This window comes from Nocardia arseniciresistens (assembly GCF_046764875.1).
GTDB classification, from domain to species: domain Bacteria; phylum Actinomycetota; class Actinomycetes; order Mycobacteriales; family Mycobacteriaceae; genus Nocardia; species Nocardia arseniciresistens.
Genome location: NZ_JBKORD010000002.1, coordinates 186643 through 205440, shown reverse-complemented (window position 1 = coordinate 205440; position 18798 = coordinate 186643). Strand labels below are relative to the sequence as shown.

Here is an 18798-nt window from a genome sequence, read left to right as displayed (position 1 = left end):
CGCGTTTCCGTTGGGAGCGCGGCTTTTTCGGGCGAGTGGATGGTCTGCATCCGGCAGGGTCTGATTCACCGGCAAGAACGCCTCGGCGAGTCGGGCGATCGACACCGAGTCGAATACGGGTCAGTATCTGTAAGGTTCGTTATCGAAGGGCCGCGTTTCCGTTGGGAGCGCGGCTTTTTCGGGCGAGTGAATGGTCTACATCCGGCAGGGTCTGATTCACCGGCAAGAACGCCTCGGCGAGTCGAGCGATCGACACCGAGTCGAATACGGGCAGTATCTGTAGGGGGTTTGTCATCGAGGGGCCGCGTTTCTGTTGGGAGCGCGGCTTTTTCGGGTGTGTAGCGGTCAGCTCCGGGGCGCAGTGCGTTTGGTGTACGAGGTGATCGGTGTCGCTTCCATGCGTTCGATGCCGTCGAGCGCGCCGATGCGCTCGGTCAGGTAGGTGGCCAGTGCGGCAGAATCCCGCAGGACCGTGACGACGATCAGGTTGTGCGCGCCGGTCGTCACGCCGACGAACGCGACTTCGTCATCGGTGCCGAGCGCCTTGGCGACACCGATGAGCTGGGCAGGGGCGATGGTCAGCCAGAGCACGCACTGAGCCGAATAGCCGAACTGTGCCGGGTCGACCTCGACCTCGAGCCGCAGCACCTGAGCACGCCGTAGTTCTTCCAGCCGGCGTCGGACCGCGGATTCCGACCAGCCGAGGCGCCGTGCGAGGTCGGGATAGGTAGCGCGGCCGTCCGCCGCGAGTGCGGGAACAAGTGCGCGATCGAGATCGATCAGGGAAACCGGTGCTGCCTCGTTCGGATACGGGGGCCGCAGCGCAGCGATCTGGTCGCCGGTGAGCGCCGAGGTGCGGCCACGCCAACGGCCGTTCATGAGGTGGATCAGCAGTTGTTGCGCCGAAACGTCGCGGACCTGTGGGTGGCGCGCGAGCGCGGCCAGCGGTACCGATCCACCGGCGGGCACGCGAAAAATACAGGTGATCTCCGTGCCGCTCGAGATCGTGGTCACCCAGGCGGTATCGGGGCGGCGGGCCAATGCGTGGGCGAGGGCCTCGGTGCCGTGTGGGAGTACGCGCAGGCGCACCAGCCACTCCGCCGCGCCCGATCGGCTGCTGTCGGCCGCACCGATCACCCGGAGCTTGCCCGCGGCGCACAGCCGCTCGTAGCGACGGGCCACGGTGCGGTCGGAGACGCCGAGCGCTTCGGCGATCCTGCTGAACGACGCGCGCCCGTCGATCTCGAGTGCGTGCAGCAGCTGCAGGTCGAGGGTGTCCAGCGGCGGCGTGTCCGATTCCACCAGCCCAGCGTAGGCCCCTGTCCGATAGCGGCGCGGCGATGATCGTCGAGACGAACGCGGGTGGTGTTCCGCGACGTATCTCGATGGATTCGGTGACTGTTCGTGCTAATATTTGGCCATGCGGCCAGAAAATAGTCCGAGCGGTCAGCATAGGTCGTTCATCGAGGAGGCGCGGCGGCGGCAGATCATCGCCTCGGCGGTGGAGGTGATCTCGGAGGTGGGATACGGGAACGCCTCGTTGGCGCGGATTGCCGAGCATGCGGGCATCTCGAAGGGAGTGATCTCATATCACTTTCAGGGCAAAGACGATCTGATGACGCAGTTGGTGATTCAGCTGTACGTGTGGGGTGCGGAGTACATGGTGCCGGTGATCACCGCGGCCGAGGGCCCGCGAAATCGGTTGCTGACGTATGTGGATTCGAATCTCGCCTTCATCGAGGCGAACAAGAACTACGTCGCGGCGGTGACCGACGTAGCGGTGAATCTTCGTGATGCGGAAGGAAAGTTGGTTTTCGCGAACCAGGACGGAGAGCGCGAGGTATTCGAGCCGCTGGTGACGATGCTGCGCGAGGGGCAGGACGCAGGGGTTTTCGGCGAGTTCGACACGGTGATGATGGCCAAGTCGATTCGCGATTCGATCGACAGCGCGGCGGGGCGTTCGATTCGAGAGCCGGATTTCGATATGGGCAAGTACTCGGCGCATCTACGCCGACTGTTCGATGTGGCGACCCGGAAGGCGACCAGCGATGACTAGCGTGCAAGAAACCGATGTGCGGGAACGGGATAGACCCGACCTCCTGCCGCCCTATGCGGTGGTCGGTGTCGGGGCGATCGCCCTGGTATCAGCGATCGCGCTGCTTGCGACGCTGGGGCGCTACGGGTTCTTCGGTGACGAACTCTATTTCGTGTCCGCTGGGCGCAGGCTCGCTTTCGGGTACGCCGATCAAGGTCCGTTGGTGCCCGCGATCGCGCGACTGATGGACCTGATCGCGCCGGGATCGCTGATAGCGCTTCGTATTCCGGCGGCTGTGGTCACCGTCGCGGCCATCATGATCAGTGCGCAGATCGCGCGGGAACTCGGTGGATCTCGCGGCGCGCAACTGCTGACGGCGACCGCGTATGCGACCTCGCCGTTTCTGCTGGTGCAGGGAAATCAGTTGGCCACCAACACGGTGGATACCGCGTTGTGGGTGCTGATCAGTTGGCTGCTGATCCGATGGGTGCGCACCCGCCAGGATGCTCTGCTGGTGTGGGCGGCGGTGGTGACCGCGATCGACATGCAGGTGAAGTGGTTGATCCCGTTCTTCTGGATCGCGGTCGCGATCGGCGTGTTGATTTATGGTCCGCGGGAGCTGTTGCGGCGCCCTGCGTTGTGGCTGGGTGCGGCGATCGTGGTGGTGGCGACGATTCCGAGCCTGATCTGGCAGGCGAGTCACGGCTGGCCGCAGTTGCGACTCGGCGCGGTCGTAGGCGCGGAACAGGGGATGGTCGGTGGCCGCCTTACGTGGCTGCCGCTTGCGATCGGCGCAGCCGGGGTGCTCGGCGGGGTGCTGCTGTTGACGGGTATCTGGGCACTGTTTCGCTCGGAGTCGTTGCGCCCGTACCGATTCCTCGCCATGCTGCCGCTGCTGCTCGCCCTGGTCTTCATTGTCACCAATGGGCGCTCGTACTACGCCGCGGGCTGCTACGCGGCCATTATGGCGGCCGGTGCGGTGTGGTGGACGCAGGGCGCCGTGCGCTGGCGTACCTTCGTCGGAGTCCCGCTTGTCGCGCTTTCGGTGGCACTGGTGTTGATTTCGCTGCCCCTGCAATCGGAGTCGTCGATCGATCCGGCAAACGATAAGGCCGCGGCCAGCCTACAGATCACGATATACGGCAGGTTCGGCTGGCCGGAATTGCGCCAGGCGACCGTCGAAGCCTATCGGGCGCTACCGGAAACCGACCGCGCCGAGACCGTGGTGATCACCGACTCCTATTGGCAGGCAGGTGCATTGGATATGGACCGCCAGCGCGATGGGCTGCCTTCCGTGTACAGCCCGAACCGTGGTTTCGGCTACTTCGGTACGCCACCGGACTCGGCGACGACGGTGCTGTGGGTCGGCGGCGACGAGGCGGAGTTGCGTTCGATGTTCGAGACTGTGACCGCGGTCGGTCGCTCGGATGCTCGTCTCGGCTTCCCGGACCTCACCCGCGACGTCACTATCTGGCGTTGTGATCGGCCGCGGCAGGCGTGGTCGCGGGCGTGGCCGGACCTGCTCCGCCTGGACTGACGCCGCACGCGGTAACAACGCCGACAGCCCGCCGGACCGAGAAGGTCTGGTGGGCTGTCGGCGTATCGGGAACGGATCAGTTACGTTCGGTCGTCACCGAATCGAGAATCACGTCGGTGGTTGGGGCGCCGTCGCCGGAGCCGTCGATGACCCCCGCCGAGGCGATATTGCCGAGAACGTCAAGGCCGCTGGTGATCCGGCCGAACGGGGTGTAGTTCGCGGGCAGCCTGGTGTCCTGGTAGACGAGAAAGAACTGGCTGCCGTTGGTGCCGGGGCCGGCGTTCGCCATCGCGACCGTGCCCGCAGGATAGGTTGCGCCCGCGAGGTTCTCATCGGGGAACTTGTAGCCGGGACCGCCCGTGCCGGAAGCGGTCGGGTCACCGCACTGGAGGACGAAGATGCCCTGGGTGGTGAGGCGGTGGCACTTGGTGTGATCGAAATACTTTTCGCCGGACAGGAATGCGAAGGAGTTGACGGTGCGCGGTGCTCGCGCGGGGTCCAGTGCGATTGTCACCGTGCCGCAGGTGGTTTCGAGTGTCGCGGTGTACCCGGCGCTGGTATCGACGGTCATACCGGGTTCGGCCTGCCACTGCTTGCCGTTGGGCTGACCGGCGGCCGGGTCGGAACATCCTGCGCCCGGTCCCTTTTCGAGTCGGACCCCGGTGTCAGCCGAGACGCCGCCCGCGGCAAGAACCGCCACAGTCGCCCCGGCGGCCAGGATGCCGAGAATGCGTAGTGCCCGCAACGGGACTCCGATTCGGCGATGCTGCTGCCGGTTGCGTCGATCATGGCCGAGTTCTCGCTGCAGTTCGCTGCTCACCGGTTGGAGTCTCCTTCTATCGAATGGCGCACCGGGCGATGCTGCGGGCGATCATTCCATCTCGCCCCGTCGCGCGTGGGAGGTTGGTGTCAGCCCGTGACTTTACCTCCCGCGACATCGATGGTCTGGCCGGTGATCCGGTAGCGCTACGGACGGCCCCGAGCCTGCGCAGTGGGTTGCGTCCGCGTCGTCAGGCCCGGCGTACGCGTCGGTATGTCGGTGCCGCTGTCGTGGCGGCGGCCAATTCGGTGGCCAGCCAGTCGAGATCGGCGTCGGTGATCGCGGCGATGGTGATGCGCAGGTGGTCCGAACGGGGGTGGTCGCCGACCTCGAAGGGTCCGCCGGGGGCGACCTTGATGCCTGCGGCGGCCAGCGAGATCATCGCGGCGTTTTCGTCGGCGACCGGGAGCCAGAGATTGATGCCGTCGCCGCGCGCGATGGTGACGCCTTTTCTGGATAGCGCGCGCCGGAGCTCGGCCGAGCGTCTTCGATATTCGGCACGTGCGGCGGTGACGGCGTGGCCGGCGTCTTCGTCGTCGAGCATGCTGAGCAGGACGCGTTGCAACAGGCGACTGGTCCAGCCGGGGCCGAGCATGCGGCGTTCGATAACGGGATCGAGCAACTCGGCAGGGCCGCCAGCCACCGCGAGGCGCAGATCGGCCCCGTGGGATTTCGAAAACGAGCGGATGTGCACGGTGCGCCGGGGGAGTCGGCTGCCGAGCGAACGCAGCGGGGCGGCGGCGATTCCGGCCGAGTGGTCGTCCTCGATCACCAGGGTGGCGGTGCTGAGCAGAATGTCCGACAGTTCGCGGACACGACCCGCCGTGAGCGAAACACCGGTCGGATTCTGCGCGCGGGGTTGCAGGACGAGTGCGGTGACCGTGCACTGGGCGACCGCGCGGGTCAGGTCGGCGGGCAGTAGACCGGATTCGTCCATGCCGACCGGCACCGGGCGCGCACCGAGCCTGGCCAAGAGGTCGAGAAACGGCGGGAAGCAAGGATCTTCGACCGCGACGGCGTCACCGAGCCGGATATGCGCGGTCAGTAGCCGGTCGACGGCATCGAGGGCGCCGTCGAGGACCGCGAGGCGCTCGGCGCGGAAGGGCCAGTCGGTGCGAACCCGCGCGGCGAGGTTCGGCAATACCGCCTCACCCAGGTAGTCGGCGGCAAGGTCGCCGCCGCCGTTGCGGGCGATGTCGTGCAGCGCGGCCGCGAGATCGGGGAGCAGGTGCGGGTCGGGGGTGCCGCGCGAGAGATCGATACGGAACGCGCTGTCCGAAGGCGGGTGCAGGCGCTGGTAGCGGCCGGTCGGGGCGGTGGGTCGCGCGGCCTCCGGTTGGCCGACGAACGTCCCGGCCCGCCCACGGGCGATGATCGCCCCGGTGGCGGCCAGCGCACGCCAAGCCTGGTTCACGGTGGACGGTGACACTCGCAACTGCCTGGCGACCTCACGGACGGTGGGCAGTCGAGAGCCGGGTTGCAGTGCGCCGGAACGGATCCGACGGCTTACGGCGGCGGCGATGCCCGCCGGGGTGCGATCGTCGAGATCCGCGATGAATTCGGCAGGTGACACAACAGCCGCGGTGGAGGCCGCGCTGTCCGGTGTGCCGTAGATCGTCGCGGGCTCGATTGTCACATGCTCATTCTGCTTCGGGCACAGTGGCCTCACCATCATCGGCACCAAGGTTTACGGCTACGAAACTGTTTCCGCAATCTTGTAACACAACCGAATTGGATCGGAGTGAAGTATAACAAAGCATGGGAATCGTTCGAGCGGCGTTGGTCCAGACGAACTGGACCGGCGACAAAGAGTCCATGATCAAAGTGCACGAGGACTATGCACGTCAGGCCGCCGCGCAAGGCGCGAAGGTGATCTGCTTCCAGGAGTTGTTCTACGGCCCGTACTTCTGCCAGTTACAGGACGCGAAGTTCTATGACTACGCGGAATCGGTGCCGGGTCCGACCACGGAGCGCTTCGCCGCCCTGGCAAAGGAATTGGGCCTCGTCATGGTGCTACCGGTGTACGAGCAGGAACAGCCGGGCCTGCTTTACAACACCGCGGCGGTGATCGATGCCGACGGCAGCTACCTCGGCAAATACCGCAAGCATCATATCCCGCACGTCAACGGCTTCTGGGAGAAGTTCTACTTCCGTCCTGGAAATCTCGGCTGGCCGGTGTTCGATACCGCGGTCGGCAAGGTCGGCGTCTATATCTGCTATGACCGGCATTTCCCGGAGGGCTGGCGGGCTCTGGGGCTCGCGGGGGCGGAGATCGTATTCAATCCGTCGGCCACCTCGCGTGGCCTGTCGGGCTATCTGTGGAAATTGGAGCAGCCCGCCTCCGCGGTCGCCAACGAGTACTACATCGGTGCCATCAATCGGGTGGGTATCGAGGCCGAATACGGCGCGGACGACTTCTACGGGACCAGCTACTTCGTGGATCCCGAGGGCAAATTCGTCGGTGAGGTCGCCTCCGACACCGCCCCCGAACTTGTTATCCGCGATCTGGACATGGAGCTGATCAAGACGGTGCGCGACCGGTGGGCCTTCTACCGCGACCGCCGTCCCGACGCCTACGGGCCATTGGTAGCCCCTTGAGGCAGGTGACATTGATATGACGAAGACCTTCATTCACGGCGGCACGGTCGTCTCGGCCACCGGCTCGCAATTGCTCGACGTGCTCGTGGACGGCGAAACCATCGTCGCAGTCCTGGCGCCCGGCGCCACCGCACTCGGCTCCGACCTCACCCGATCCGCGGACGTCGCCATCGATGCCACGGGCAAGTACGTGATTCCCGGTGGCGTCGACGGGCATACCCACATGCAACTGCCCTTCGGCGGCACCGAGGCATCGGACACCTTCGAGACCGGCACCAGGGCCGCGGCCTGGGGCGGGACAACCACCATCGTCGACTTCGCGGTGCAGAAGCCGGGGCAGCGAGTGCAGGACACCCTCGGTGCCTGGCACGAAAAGGCCGCGGGGGAATGTGCCGTCGACTACGGATTCCACCAGATCATCGGAGAGGTGAACGAGGAATCCCTCAAGGCTATGAGCGAATTGGTGGCCGAGGGAGTCACCAGCTTCAAACTGTTCATGGCCTATCCCGGCGTCTTCTACTCCACCGACGGCCAGATCCTGCGCGCCATGCAGACGGCGGGGGACCTCGGCGCGTTGCTGATGATGCACGCCGAGAACGGGATCGCCATCGACGTCCTTGTGGAGCAGGCGCTCGCCCGCGGCGAGACCTCGCCCTACTTCCACGGTGTCACGCGGCCGTGGCAGATGGAAGAAGAGGCCACCCATCGCGCGATCATGCTGGCGCAGCTGACCGGTGCGCCGCTGTATGTCGTGCATGTATCGGCCAAGCAGGCGATGGAACAGATTGTCGCCGCACGAGGCAACGGGCAGAACGTCTTCGGCGAAACGTGTCCGCAGTACTTGTATCTCTCGCTCGAAGAGCAGTTGGGCGCGCCGGGTTTCGAGGGTGCCAAATGGGTGTGCTCGACACCGCTGCGGTCACGGGCCGAAGGCCACCAGGATGAGCTGTGGCGGTATCTGCGCACCGGCGCTGTCACCTCCGTCGGCACCGACCACTGCCCGTTCTGCATGAAGGACCAGAAAGAACTCGGCGTCGGAGATTTCAGCAAGATCCCCAATGGGATCGGCGGCGTGGAACACCGGATGGATCTGATGTTCCAGGGCGTGAAGAACGGCTTGATCTCGCTGGAGCGCTGGGTGGAGGTCTGCTGCACCACCCCGGCCCGCATGTTCGGGATGTATCCGCGCAAGGGTGTCATCAGCCCGGGCGCCGACGCCGACGTCGTCATCTACGACCCGCACGGCCACACCAGCATCGGCCTGGGCAAGACCCATCACATGAACATGGACCACTCGGCATGGGAGGGATTCGAGATCGACGGCCACGTCGACACGGTGCTCTCGCGCGGTCGGGTGGTCATCGACCGCGGCGAATATCTGGGTAGCAAGGGCCATGGCCGGTTCATCACTCGCGAGCTATCGCAAAACCTGATCTGAAACGGAGAGTGCCGCATGGACATCGGCGTTGTGCTGCAATGCACGCCCCCTGCCTCGCGGGTGGTCGAGCTTGCGAGGCAGGCCGAGACGCACGGCTTCTCGCACGTGTGGACGTTCGACTCGCACCTGCTGTGGCAGGAGCCCTACGTCATCTACAGCCAGATCCTCGCCGCCACTCGTAAAGTTGTCGTCGGTCCGATGGTGACCAATCCGGCCACCAGGGACTGGACGGTGACGGCGTCCACCTTCGCGACGCTCAACGACATGTTCGGCAACCGAACCGTCTGCGGTATCGGTCGCGGCGATTCGGCGGTGCGGACGCTGGGCGGCAAGCCGACCACCTTGGCCACCCTGCGTGAATCCATAGCGGTGATAAGGGAACTCGGCAACGGCCGCAGTGCCCGCGTCGGCGACACGGTCGTGCGTTTTCCGTGGGCGGGCGCCTCGCAGCTCGAGGTCTGGGTCGCGGGCTACGGTCCGCGCGCACTGGACCTGACCGGTGAGGTCGCCGACGGCTTCATCTTGCAGCTGGCCGATCCGGACATCACCGCATGGACCATCGGGCGGGTGCGGGCGGCCGCGGAGCGGGCCGGCCGTGATCCCGGCGCGGTGAAAATCTGTGTGGCCGCGCCGGCTTACGTCACCGACGGCTCCGACACCGCGACAGCGCACGCGCGCGATCAGTGCCGCTGGTTCGGCGGCATGGTCGGCAACCACGTCGCCGACATCGTCACGAAATACGGGACCGGCAGCGATATTCCGGTCGCGCTGACCGAATACATCGCGGGCAGAAAGGGATACGACTACAACCAGCATGGAAAGGCGGGCAACACCCACGCCGATTTCGTTCCGGACACCATCGTCGACCGCTTCTGCTTGATCGGTACAGCGGACGATCAGATCACTCGATTGCACGAACTCGAGAAGCTCGGGGTAGACCAGTTCGCGGTGTATCTCCAACACGACGCGAAGACCGCGACGCTGGAGGCCTACGGCGAGTCGGTCATTCCGCGTATCGCGCACCCGGTCACCGCCACGGAGGCGGCCGAGTGATCGCGCAGGTCGCCGCCGCGGCGGCACTTGCGGCAGGTGAGCAATGAAGACGAGGCGGCTGTATGACAGCCCGGGTGAACCCACGGCCCGCGTGCTGCGCGGGGCGTCAGTGGGTGTCCGATGATCGCGGGAACGCGGCGGGCTCGGCAGATCGGGTATGCCGTGGGGGCGCTCGTGCTGGTGGTCGTGCTGTGGGAGCTGGTGAAACTCGTGGTGCCCGAACGCGGGGTCAGCATCGGCGATCAGCGGATACTGCCGCGTACCAGCGACACCGCTTTGCCGCATGTGTGGTCGGTGATCACCGTACTCGGGCAAAAGGACGGTAGTGGCACCGTTGGTGGAACACTCCTGCGCACAGCGGGATTCACCTTCGAACTGGCTCTGCTGGCACTGTTGATCGGCACCGTGGTCGGGGTGGCGTTGGCTGTTGTGATGCAGCGTTTCGCATTTGTCGAGCGCGGGCTGCTGCCGTACATCATTGTCTCGCAAACGGTTCCGCTGATCGCCCTCGCTCCGCTCGTCGCAGGGTGGGGTGGCAAGATCGTTATCGCGGGCGAGCCGTGGCGGCCGTGGATGAGCATCGCGGTCATCGCGGCATATCTCGCCTTCTTCCCGGTCGCGATCGGCATGCTGCGTGGTCTGCAAGCGCCGTCGAAGGCGTCGGTGGAGTTGCTGCACAGCTACTCGGCGAGCTGGTGGAAGACACTGGTGCACTTGCGTTTCCCGGCCGCGGTGCCGCACTTCCTGCCCGCGCTCCGGCTTGCCGCGGCGGCATCGGTCATCGGCGCGGTCGTCGCGGAGATCTCCACCGGAACCGCAGGCGGCATCGGACGCCAAATCATTGTCTTCGCCCAACAGGCCACCGGCGATGCCTCCAGGCTCTATGCCGCCGTCCTCGCCGCCGCCCTGCTCGGAGTCGCGGTCACCGCCGTCGTCGGCCTCGCCGAGTTCGTGCTACGTCGCTACAGCCGCCCGGTCGGGGCGCGCAGCTCTTCAGGAGGTACCCGTTGATCGCCAAGGCAGACCGGCAAGCCGCGGACGGCGCGATCTCGTCAGCAGCAGCGCCGGAGGGTGCCCTGCCGGAGAACCGAGCTACCGCCGCGTCGGTGGCGGCCGTTTCGCTCGCCCATGTAGGCAAGATCTTCGCCGGCGGCGCGGTCACCGCGCTGACGGATGTGTCGCTGACCGTCGGCCCCGGCGAATTCGTCTCGCTGATCGGCCCCTCCGGCTGCGGCAAGTCGACGTTGCTGCGAATCATCGCGGACCTCGAGCAGCCGAGCAGCGGAGCCGTCGCGGTGCACGGCAAGACCGCGCGGCAGGCGAGGATCGACCAGGATTACGGCATCGCCTTCCAGCAGGCGGGGCTGCTGGATTGGCGCACGGTGCAGGCGAATGTCGAGCTGCCGATGGAGTTGCGCAAGGTGGCGAAGGCCGAGCGCAGGGCCCGCAGTGCGGAACTACTGGACATGGCAGGGCTGACCGATTTCGCCCGCCGCTATCCCGCGGAACTTTCCGGCGGCATGCAGCAGCGGGTGGCGATCGCGCGGGCGCTGGCGCGGAAGCCGTCGCTGCTGCTGATGGACGAACCCTTCGGCGCGCTCGACGAGATGACCCGCGAGCGGATGCAGGGTGAGCTGCTGCGGATTGCGGGGGAGACCGGTGCTGCTGTCGTTTTCGTGACGCACTCGATTCCCGAGGCGGTGTTCCTCTCGGATCGGGTTGTGGTCATGTCGCCGCGACCGGGCCGCATCACCGACATCGTCGCGACCGATGGCTGGGGCCGCGACGCGGCCGTCGACGGCGACGATGTGCGTTCCAGCCCCGCGTTCTTCGACGCTGTCGCCGCGGTGCGTGCGGCGCTGCGCGAGGGTCACGGCGCCGACGCCACGTTGGCCGGACGGGACGTGCGATGAAAGCGGCGCTGTCGGCGCGTAGCGCGCTACCGCTGCGAGTGGTGCTGCCGCCCTTGGTGTTCGGTGTCGGCGGGCTCGCGCTCTGGCAGCTGTTGACCGTCGCGGCGGGTGTGCCGTCGTTCCTGCTGCCCGCCCCGACCGCGATCGCACAGGAGTTCACCGACAACTTCGGGCGAATCGTCGACGCCGCGAGCGCGACCGGGATGAACGCGCTCATCGGCTTGCTGCTCGGTGCTGTGCTCGGCATTACCGCCGCGACGCTGGCGGTGCGCTTCCGGCTGGTCGAGGGGCTGCTGACGCCCCTGGCCGCCGCGGCAGCCGCGGTGCCGATCGTCGCGCTGGCGCCCTTGCTCAACTCGATGTACTCGACCACCACCGACACCCCGCGCCGCATCGTGGTCACCATCGTGGTGTTCTTCCCGATGTTCGTCAGCACCGCGCGCGGACTGCGCCAGGTCCCGCAGGTCCACTCGGACCTGATGGCCTCCTACGCGGCAGGCGGCTGGCAGATCACCCGCACCGTCCGGCTGCCCGCGGCACTGCCGTATCTGTTCACCGGACTGCGGATCGCCGCGCCCGGCGCGGTGATCGCCGCGATCATCGCCGAATACTTCGGCGGTCTACAGAACGGACTCGGCAGCCGGATCACCTCCGCCGCGGCCAATACCGCATATCCGAGGGCCTGGGCCTACGTGGTCGGCGCCATGCTCGTCGGCCTGCTCTTCCTGGCCGCGGTCCTGCTCCTCGAACAACTCACCCGACGACCCCGCAACACCTTTTGGAGATCGAAATGACAAGCACCCCCAAGCGATTGCGCGCCTGTCTGGCGCTGGCCGCGTTGGCCGCCGCGACGCTGACCGGCTGTAGCACCACCGAGAACGGTTCGACGACGACCTCCGACGGACTGACGAAGGTTCGCCTGCAATTGCAGTGGTTCAAGCAGGGCCAGTTCGCGGGCTACCTCGCTGCGGTCGATCAGGGCTACTACAAGGAGCAGGGCCTGTCGGTCGATATCCTCGACGGCGGAACCGATATCGTGCCGCAGACCGTGCTGGCCCAGGGCCAGGCCGACTATGCCATCGCCTGGGTGCCGAAGGCGCTGGCTTCGCGCGAGGCAGGGGCGGGCATCACCGATGTCGCGCAGGTCTTCCAGCGTTCGGGTACCAAACAGGTCTCCTTCAAGTCCGACAATATCGCGGGACCATCCGCGTTGCGGGGCAAGACCGTCGGAAACTGGGGCTACGGCAATGAATTCGAGCTGTTCGCGGGGATGACCAAGGCGGGCATCGACCCGGCCAAGGACGTCAAACTGGTCCAGCAGCAGTTCGATATGAACGCCTTCCTTTCCAAGGACATCAATGCCGCACAGGCGATGTCCTACAACGAGTACGCGCAGCTGCTCGAGACGAAGAATCCGGCAACCGGAAAGTTGTACACGGCAGCGGATTTCGCCACCATCGACTGGAACGACGAGGGTGTGGCCATGCTCCAGGACGCGATCTGGGCGAATACCGAAAAGCTGAAAGATGCCGAGTACCAGGACCAGACGGTGAAATTCATCGCGGCCTCGCTCAAAGGCTGGGCGTTCTGCCGTGACAACGTCGACAAGTGCCGCGACATCACCGTCGCCGCGGGCAGCACGCTGGGTGCGACGCATCAGCAGTGGCAGGTCAACGAGGTGAACAAGCTGATCTGGCCCTCACCCGCCGGAGTCGGGCTCATCGATCGAGCCGCGTGGGATCGAACGGTGAAGATCGGCAAGGAAACCCGCAATCAAGAAGGCGCGACAGTACTGAAGAAGGATCCCGACGCCGAGGCGTACACCAACGAGTACGTCACCAAGGCACTGGATTTGCTGAAATCCGGCGGAACCGATATCACCGGAACGAGTTTCGCGCCGAGCCAGGTGACATTGACCGAGGGTGGTAAGTAGGTGCGGTGTCGGCCGGAGCCGAGCGATCGAACGATGGATGCCGAAGGGCAAGAGCGGAGCAACCGGAGATGACCACTGATCACGTCTTCTACCCGTGGATGGCGCAGGGCGGAGCGAATCCGACGCCGATTGTCGGTGCGTCGGGTTCATGGTTCTGGGACGACTCCGGTAAGCGATATCTCGACTTCTCCTCTCAGTTGGTGAACGTGAATATCGGCCACCAGCATCCGGATATGGTCGCCGCGATCATCGCCCAAGCGCAGAAGCTGGCCACCATCTCACCGACGGTCGGCAACGATGCGCGCAGCGAACTGGCCGGGCTGATCGTCGAACGCGCACCCGGTGACCTCAACCGGGTGCTCTTCACCACCGGCGGCGCGGAGGCGGTCGAGCATGCGGTGCGGCTGGCCCGCAGCTTCACCGGGCGCACCAAAATGCTCGCCGCCTACCGCTCCTATCACGGCGGCACCGGCGTCGCGATCGGCCTGACCGGCGAACCGCGCCGCTGGGGCGCGGAGCCGACCAATGTCGACGTGGTGCGATTCTTCGGGCCTTACCCCTACCGATCGCCATGGAACACAAGCACTCCCGAGGAAGAGACCGTTGCGGCGCTGAATCATCTGCGTCAGGTGATCGAGCTCGAAGGTCCGCAGAACATCGCGGGCCTGATCCTGGAGACGGTGGTCGGCACCAACGGCGTGCTGGTGCCGCCGCCCGGCTATCTGGCCGGAGTGCGCGCGCTGTGCGACGAATTCGGCATCGTCTACATCGCCGACGAGGTGATGGTCGGCTTCGGCCGGGTCGGTGAGTGGTTCGCGGTACAGGCGTTCGGCGTCGAGCCCGACCTCATCACCTTCGCCAAGGGCGTGAATTCCGGTTACGTTCCACTCGGCGGTGTGCTGATCGCCGAACGGATCGCCCAGCGTTACGACGACCGGGTGTATCCGGGCGGCCTCACCTATGCGGGCCATCCGCTGGCCTGTGCGACCGGGGTCGCCTCGATCGGCATCTTCGAGCGCGACGGCATTCTCGACCACGTCCGCTCGGTCGGTGCGGACGTCCTCGGAAAAGGCTTGGCCGAGTTGGCCACTCGCCATCCGAGCGTCGGCGAGGTACGCGGTCTCGGCTTCTTCTGGGCTCTCGAGTTGGTGCGCGATCCGCACACCCGGCAGCCGCTGATCCCCTTTGCCGCCGCGGGCGAGGCCGCGGCACCGATGGCAAGGGTGACCGCCGCCGCGAAGGAACGCGGACTGTGGCCGTTCAACGCGGGCAACCGTTTTCAGATCGCACCACCGCTCACCACCTCGGCGGACGAAATCCGCACGGGGCTCGAGATCGTCGACGAAGTGCTGGAGGTCGCCGACGAATACGTCGGTGCGGCCTGACAGGTCTGATAGATATCGGCACCCAACCGAGAGCCGTCGGCGGCGAAATCGATGCGCCACCCATTGTCGCAGGTGCGGCCGATCTGGATGCACCTGTGAAGGCGATAGTGTGCACGTATGACTTCTGGGCAGACCGAGATCTGGCACAACCCGCGATGCACCAAGAGCCGCAATGCCACCGCGTTCCTCGACGAGGCGGGCATCGACTACACCGTCCGGCGTTATCTCGACGATCCGCCGACGGCCGATGAACTGCGCGCGGTGCTGGAGCGGTTGGACGCGCAGCCGTGGGATATCACCCGCACCGGCGAACAGATTGCCAAGGATCTCGGCATGTCCGGCTGGGGTCGCGAGGCGGCCGACCGGGATCGCTGGATCGAAGCGCTCGCCGCGAATCCGCAGTTGATCCAGCGCCCCATCGTGCTCACCGCGGACGGTGGCGGCATAGTCGCACGGGACGACGCCACGCTGCACACGCTGGCCTGACCCGCCCTTGGTGTGCGGCACCGTCTTGCGGTGGCACCTGGTGCTGTGAGTGCGGGAGGGCCCCGGATGCCCCTGCGATCGCGGGCTCTCGGCGACTGCCATGAGGCGGTAGGGTCGGCGATTATGAAGGTACAACTGCGCCATAACCCCGCGTCCACCATTGCGCGGTGCTTCCTCGCGGGCGGCGAGCCCATGCGGGTCGAAAGTGGCGCCATGGTCGCGCATTCGGCGGGAGTCACGTTGCAGGCCAAGGCCGAAGGCGGCATCCTTGCCGGACTGAAGCGCTCGGTGCTCGCGGGTGAATCGTTCTTCGTCTCCACCTTCACCGCGCCGCAGCAGGGTGGTTGGGTGGATGTAGCGCCCGCGCTGCCGGGCGACATGCTGAATCTGCAGATCACGCCGGACCGACCGTTCTTCATCAGCCGCGGCGGCTGGATCGCGAATTCCCATGGCGTGCAGGTGGAAAGCAAGTGGGGCGGTTTCGCGAACCTGTTCGGCGGCGAGGGCGGCTTCGGACTGCGCGCGCACGGTGACGGTGAAATCGTAGTCGGCGTTTTCGGGGCAATCGACGTCATCGATCTGCAGCCTGGTGAACCGATCACCATCGACACCGGTCACGTGGTGGCCTATGACCTGGCCATGAATTTCACTATGCGCCGCGCGGTCTCCGGGAGGTCCATTCAGTCACTGAAATCCGGCGAGGGCTTCGTCTTCGATTTCGTCGGACCCGGCCGGGTGCTGCTACAGACCCGCAACCCCGGCGCGTTTGCCGCTTGGGCTGGATCGGTCGCCTCCTCGGGCTGAGCAGGCTCTTCACGGTCGGGTAACCTCTCGGGCATCTCCATCGTCGAGACTTCCAGCTTCGTCGACCCTGAACCGTACGAAGCTGGGAAAAACATGGAACTGCTCGAAGTTGCCGCCACGATCGTCAGCTCGCTGTTGGGTGTCCTCAGCGGCAGCGCTGCCTGACCACTGCGGCAATAGTGTCTCCCCGACGTTATCCCGGCGGCACCGCGACGCTCGCTATGGACGTGGGTTCCTGCGGCTGTCGGGACGACAGGGGAGTCAGCCGGCGAGCCTTTCGATGAGGACGCGGGTGTCGGGAACGAAGGGCCAGGTGGGGTCGGCCAGGTGGGCGGCGAGCTCGGCGTCGGTCCACCACCAACCGTCGGCGATCTCTTCCGGCTGGTGCCGCAGTGGGCCGTCGTAGCGCAATTCATACGCGTACAGGTGGCAGCGCATCGGCCTGCCAGCCCACTCGCCGTCCCAAGAGTCGCTGACCAGCAGCGGCAGGGCCGCGCCCTCGGGCAGCGTTATGCCCAATTCCTCCGCGAGCTCGCGGAGGGCGGTCTGCGCGGGCGTCTCGCCCGGCTCGACGACGCCACCGGCCAGGCAGTCGTGCATACCCGCGAACACCATTTTGGTGTCGGTACGGCGGTGCACGTAGATGCGCGCGCCGTCCGCGGAGCGAACCAGCACACCGGCACTGGCGTGCCAGAGTCCGTCGCGGTAAACCGTGGCGCGATCGGCCACCCCTACCTCGCGACCTGCCCGGTCATAGACCGCGATCATCTCGGAGTTCGGTTGAGCTGACACCACCCGAGAGTAACGTGGGGGTCGCACGCCACCTGGAGAGAGGACCGTCCCGATGGTGCTTCCACGCGTACTGGCGAATTTCAACCGGCATGTGACAAATCCTGTGGCTAATATGCTTGCCGGTAAGGTTCCGCCCTTCGGCATCGTTATCCACAAGGGCCGGAAATCCGGGCGCGCCTACCGAACTCCCGTGTGGGTCTTCGAGGGCGACGGTGTCTACCGCATCGCATTGACCTACGGCCGCGATGTCGACTGGGTCAGAAATATTTGCGCCGCAGGCACATTCGACATGGAGATCAAGGGCAAAGTGGTCTCGCTCGTCGGCCCGGTAGTCGAACACGATCCGTCGGCGACGTGGGCGCCGGTCGGCCTGCGGCAGGTATTGAGCACGATCTCGGCCACTGACTATGTGCAGGCTAGTCCCGCATAGATCAGGCCAATGGCACGACAGTTGTTTTTCGTTGTGCTGCAAACCAATTCGTTCTGTCATGTTCTGTCGTAGTGCGAATCTTTTCGCCGAGTTGGGTCGGCTGCCTCTTCTCGGTGACGGTGTTTTGCCACTTCGATCACCGATTCCGTCCACCGAGCTTCCGAGAGCAGCAGGTTGTCGTCGTTGCCCGGCCGGGACAGCAGAATTCCGGCCCGGGTGCCCGGTGCGGTAATCGGCGCCGGGATGGTAATGCCGCAGGTGCCGAGATAACTGAGCAGCATGGTCGTGCGGAGGGTCGAGGTGTTGGCTCGGTCGTAGCGACCGGCATCGTGCTCGAGCGGTGCGAGCATGGGCGGCGGGTGCCGGACGGTGGGGCACAACAGTGCGGCGCCGTCGAGTTCGGCGGCGAAGCTCTGGCGCAGGGTGCTCATCGCGGCGTAGCCGTGCTCGATGGTGGTCGCGGTGCTCGCGTTGGCGGTGAGGCGGCGTCTGGTCGCGGCCTCGACAAGAGGGTGGTCGAGGTGGCGGTGATGCAGGAGAAAGGCTTCGGCGCCGACGATGGTGCCGTGGGTGTCGAGCAGAGCCTGGGCCGCCGAGAGTGACGGTAGGCGCCTGCCGACTATCTGCGCGCCCGCTGATCTCAATTCGGCTACCACGGAAGCGAATTGGTCGTCGATGTCGGGTGTGGTGTCTTCTGACCATTCACCGAGGGGAACGATGAACACCGGCGCTCGACAGGGGCGGGGCGTGTGTCGACCGGTGATGACTTCGTCGAACGCGATGACGTCCTCGACAGTGGTCGCGAAGGTGCCGATGCTATCGAGGGTGGGCGACAGTGGTGCGAAATCGTGCGGTCCATAACGGCCGCGGGTGGCCCGATAGCCGACTATTCCGCAGTACGCGGCCGGTACGCGCACCGAGCCCGAAGTGTCGGTGCCGACGGCGAGCGGCACCACGCCTGCCGCGACCGCGACCGCGGAACCAGCGGATGAGCCCCCCGGCACCCGCCGAGGGTCGAGTGGGTTGATCGGTGTTCCGAAATGACTGTTGATGCCGAGGCCGGAGAATGCGAACTCGCTGAGATTGGTCTTTCCGATGGTGATCAAGCCGCTGCCGTGGGCTTGTCGTACCAGATGGCTGTCGTGCTCGGCCGGCCTGCTTTCGGCACGCGTGGCCGAACCGCATGTGGTGATCGTGCCGCGAATGTCGAAGAGGTCTTTCCACACGATCGGGACGCCGTCGAGTGCGCTGCGACGGCTGCCGTCGTTGTGGCGGCGTTGGCTGTGCTCGGCTTGTTCGCGGGCGAGTTCGTCGGTGGCGGTGATAAGGCCCGTTTTCGACCGAGGGGCGCGGGCGAGTTCGGCCGCGGTTGCCGCCACCTGGGTCGCCGTGACACGGCCCGCTCTCAGCGCGGCGGACATGTCGACGGCCCTCATCTGCGCACTCGCGCGCTGACGACAGCGTCGATGCCGCTGCGCGCGACGGCGTGTGCGGCGCACTCCATGCAAGGCAAACCTGTCATCGGCAGCAGCTTTCTCGAGATTCGGTGCGCCCACCGTATCGTGGCGATGACC

The 18798-nt window shown here is 65.9% G+C and carries 18 protein-coding genes; 13 read left to right on the top strand and 5 right to left on the bottom strand.

Annotation, left to right across the window (positions count from 1 at the left end; genetic code table 11):
* Window positions 1–345: 345 nt before the first annotated feature.
* Complete coding sequence (locus tag ACLMAJ_RS04555; protein ID WP_412012208.1) at window positions 346–1302, bottom strand: Lrp/AsnC family transcriptional regulator; 957 nt, start codon at window positions 1300–1302, stop codon at window positions 346–348.
* A gap of 118 nt (window positions 1303–1420) precedes the next feature.
* Here ACLMAJ_RS04555 and ACLMAJ_RS04550 point away from each other — a divergent pair, with 118 nt between their 5' ends.
* Both ACLMAJ_RS04550 and ACLMAJ_RS04545 read left to right on the top strand, forming a co-directional pair.
* Window positions 1421–2056: a TetR/AcrR family transcriptional regulator gene (locus tag ACLMAJ_RS04550; protein WP_412012207.1), complete on the top strand. Its 636-nt coding sequence runs from the start codon at window positions 1421–1423 to the stop codon at window positions 2054–2056.
* A complete protein-coding gene (locus ACLMAJ_RS04545; RefSeq protein ID WP_412012206.1) occupies window positions 2049–3572 on the top strand; it encodes a glycosyltransferase family 39 protein in 1524 nt (507 codons plus the stop codon). Before ACLMAJ_RS04550 ends, ACLMAJ_RS04545 begins: the two co-directional genes overlap by 8 nt.
* Window positions 3573–3648: 76 nt before the next feature.
* Here the strand turns inward: ACLMAJ_RS04545 and ACLMAJ_RS04540 are convergent, their stop codons facing one another.
* Both ACLMAJ_RS04540 and ACLMAJ_RS04535 read right to left on the bottom strand, forming a co-directional pair.
* A complete protein-coding gene (locus tag ACLMAJ_RS04540) occupies window positions 3649–4392 on the bottom strand; it encodes a peptidylprolyl isomerase (RefSeq protein WP_412012205.1) in 744 nt (247 codons plus the stop codon).
* A 190-nt stretch (window positions 4393–4582) separates the two neighbouring features.
* A complete protein-coding gene (locus ACLMAJ_RS04535; protein WP_412012204.1) occupies window positions 4583–6028 on the bottom strand; it encodes an aminotransferase-like domain-containing protein in 1446 nt (481 codons plus the stop codon).
* 122 nt (window positions 6029–6150) lie between these two features.
* Here ACLMAJ_RS04535 and ACLMAJ_RS04530 point away from each other — a divergent pair, with 122 nt between their 5' ends.
* The 10 genes from ACLMAJ_RS04530 to ACLMAJ_RS04485 all read left to right on the top strand — a co-directional run bounded on the left by ACLMAJ_RS04530 (window position 6151) and on the right by ACLMAJ_RS04485 (window position 16002).
* The gene (locus ACLMAJ_RS04530; protein ID WP_412012203.1) at window positions 6151–6990 is read left to right on the top strand and encodes a nitrilase-related carbon-nitrogen hydrolase; all 840 of its coding nucleotides are present in this window, start codon (window positions 6151–6153) and stop codon (window positions 6988–6990) included.
* Window positions 6991–7006: 16 nt separating this feature from the next.
* A complete protein-coding gene (gene hydA / locus ACLMAJ_RS04525) occupies window positions 7007–8428 on the top strand; it encodes a dihydropyrimidinase (RefSeq protein ID WP_412012202.1) in 1422 nt (473 codons plus the stop codon).
* Window positions 8429–8443: 15 nt separating this feature from the next.
* A complete protein-coding gene (locus tag ACLMAJ_RS04520; RefSeq protein WP_412012201.1) occupies window positions 8444–9481 on the top strand; it encodes a TIGR03842 family LLM class F420-dependent oxidoreductase in 1038 nt (345 codons plus the stop codon).
* A gap of 120 nt (window positions 9482–9601) precedes the next feature.
* A complete protein-coding gene (locus ACLMAJ_RS04515; RefSeq protein WP_412012200.1) occupies window positions 9602–10492 on the top strand; it encodes an ABC transporter permease in 891 nt (296 codons plus the stop codon).
* Entirely contained in the window at window positions 10489–11394 is a 906-nt protein-coding gene (locus ACLMAJ_RS04510; protein WP_412012199.1) for an ABC transporter ATP-binding protein, read from the top strand. The genes ACLMAJ_RS04515 and ACLMAJ_RS04510 overlap by 4 nt, the downstream gene beginning before the upstream one ends.
* On the top strand, window positions 11391–12188 hold the full coding sequence (locus ACLMAJ_RS04505; protein WP_412012198.1) for an ABC transporter permease: 798 nt from the start codon (window positions 11391–11393) through the stop codon (window positions 12186–12188). Before ACLMAJ_RS04510 ends, ACLMAJ_RS04505 begins: the two co-directional genes overlap by 4 nt.
* Window positions 12185–13327, top strand: a complete 1143-nt coding sequence (locus ACLMAJ_RS04500; protein WP_412012197.1) for an ABC transporter substrate-binding protein — start codon at window positions 12185–12187, stop codon at window positions 13325–13327. Before ACLMAJ_RS04505 ends, ACLMAJ_RS04500 begins: the two co-directional genes overlap by 4 nt.
* A 5-nt stretch (window positions 13328–13332) precedes the next feature.
* On the top strand, window positions 13333–14712 hold the full coding sequence (locus tag ACLMAJ_RS04495) for an aspartate aminotransferase family protein (RefSeq protein ID WP_412012196.1): 1380 nt from the start codon (window positions 13333–13335) through the stop codon (window positions 14710–14712).
* A gap of 117 nt (window positions 14713–14829) precedes the next feature.
* Complete coding sequence (locus ACLMAJ_RS04490) at window positions 14830–15198, top strand: arsenate reductase family protein (protein ID WP_412012195.1); 369 nt, start codon at window positions 14830–14832, stop codon at window positions 15196–15198.
* 123 nt (window positions 15199–15321) lie between these two features.
* Window positions 15322–16002 carry a TIGR00266 family protein gene (locus ACLMAJ_RS04485; RefSeq protein ID WP_412012194.1) on the top strand — a complete coding sequence of 227 codons (681 nt, stop codon included), beginning with the start codon at window positions 15322–15324 and terminating at the stop codon, window positions 16000–16002.
* A 261-nt stretch (window positions 16003–16263) separates the two neighbouring features.
* Here the strand turns inward: ACLMAJ_RS04485 and ACLMAJ_RS04480 are convergent, their stop codons facing one another.
* Window positions 16264–16770, bottom strand: a complete 507-nt coding sequence (locus ACLMAJ_RS04480; protein ID WP_412012500.1) for an NUDIX domain-containing protein — start codon at window positions 16768–16770, stop codon at window positions 16264–16266.
* A gap of 136 nt (window positions 16771–16906) precedes the next feature.
* Here ACLMAJ_RS04480 and ACLMAJ_RS04475 point away from each other — a divergent pair, with 136 nt between their 5' ends.
* A complete protein-coding gene (locus ACLMAJ_RS04475) occupies window positions 16907–17224 on the top strand; it encodes a nitroreductase family deazaflavin-dependent oxidoreductase (RefSeq protein ID WP_412012193.1) in 318 nt (105 codons plus the stop codon).
* A gap of 56 nt (window positions 17225–17280) precedes the next feature.
* Here ACLMAJ_RS04475 and ACLMAJ_RS04470 read toward each other — a convergent pair whose 3' ends face one another.
* On the bottom strand, window positions 17281–18660 hold the full coding sequence (locus ACLMAJ_RS04470) for an amidase family protein (RefSeq protein WP_412012192.1): 1380 nt from the start codon (window positions 18658–18660) through the stop codon (window positions 17281–17283).
* Window positions 18661–18798: the final 138 nt, after the last annotated feature.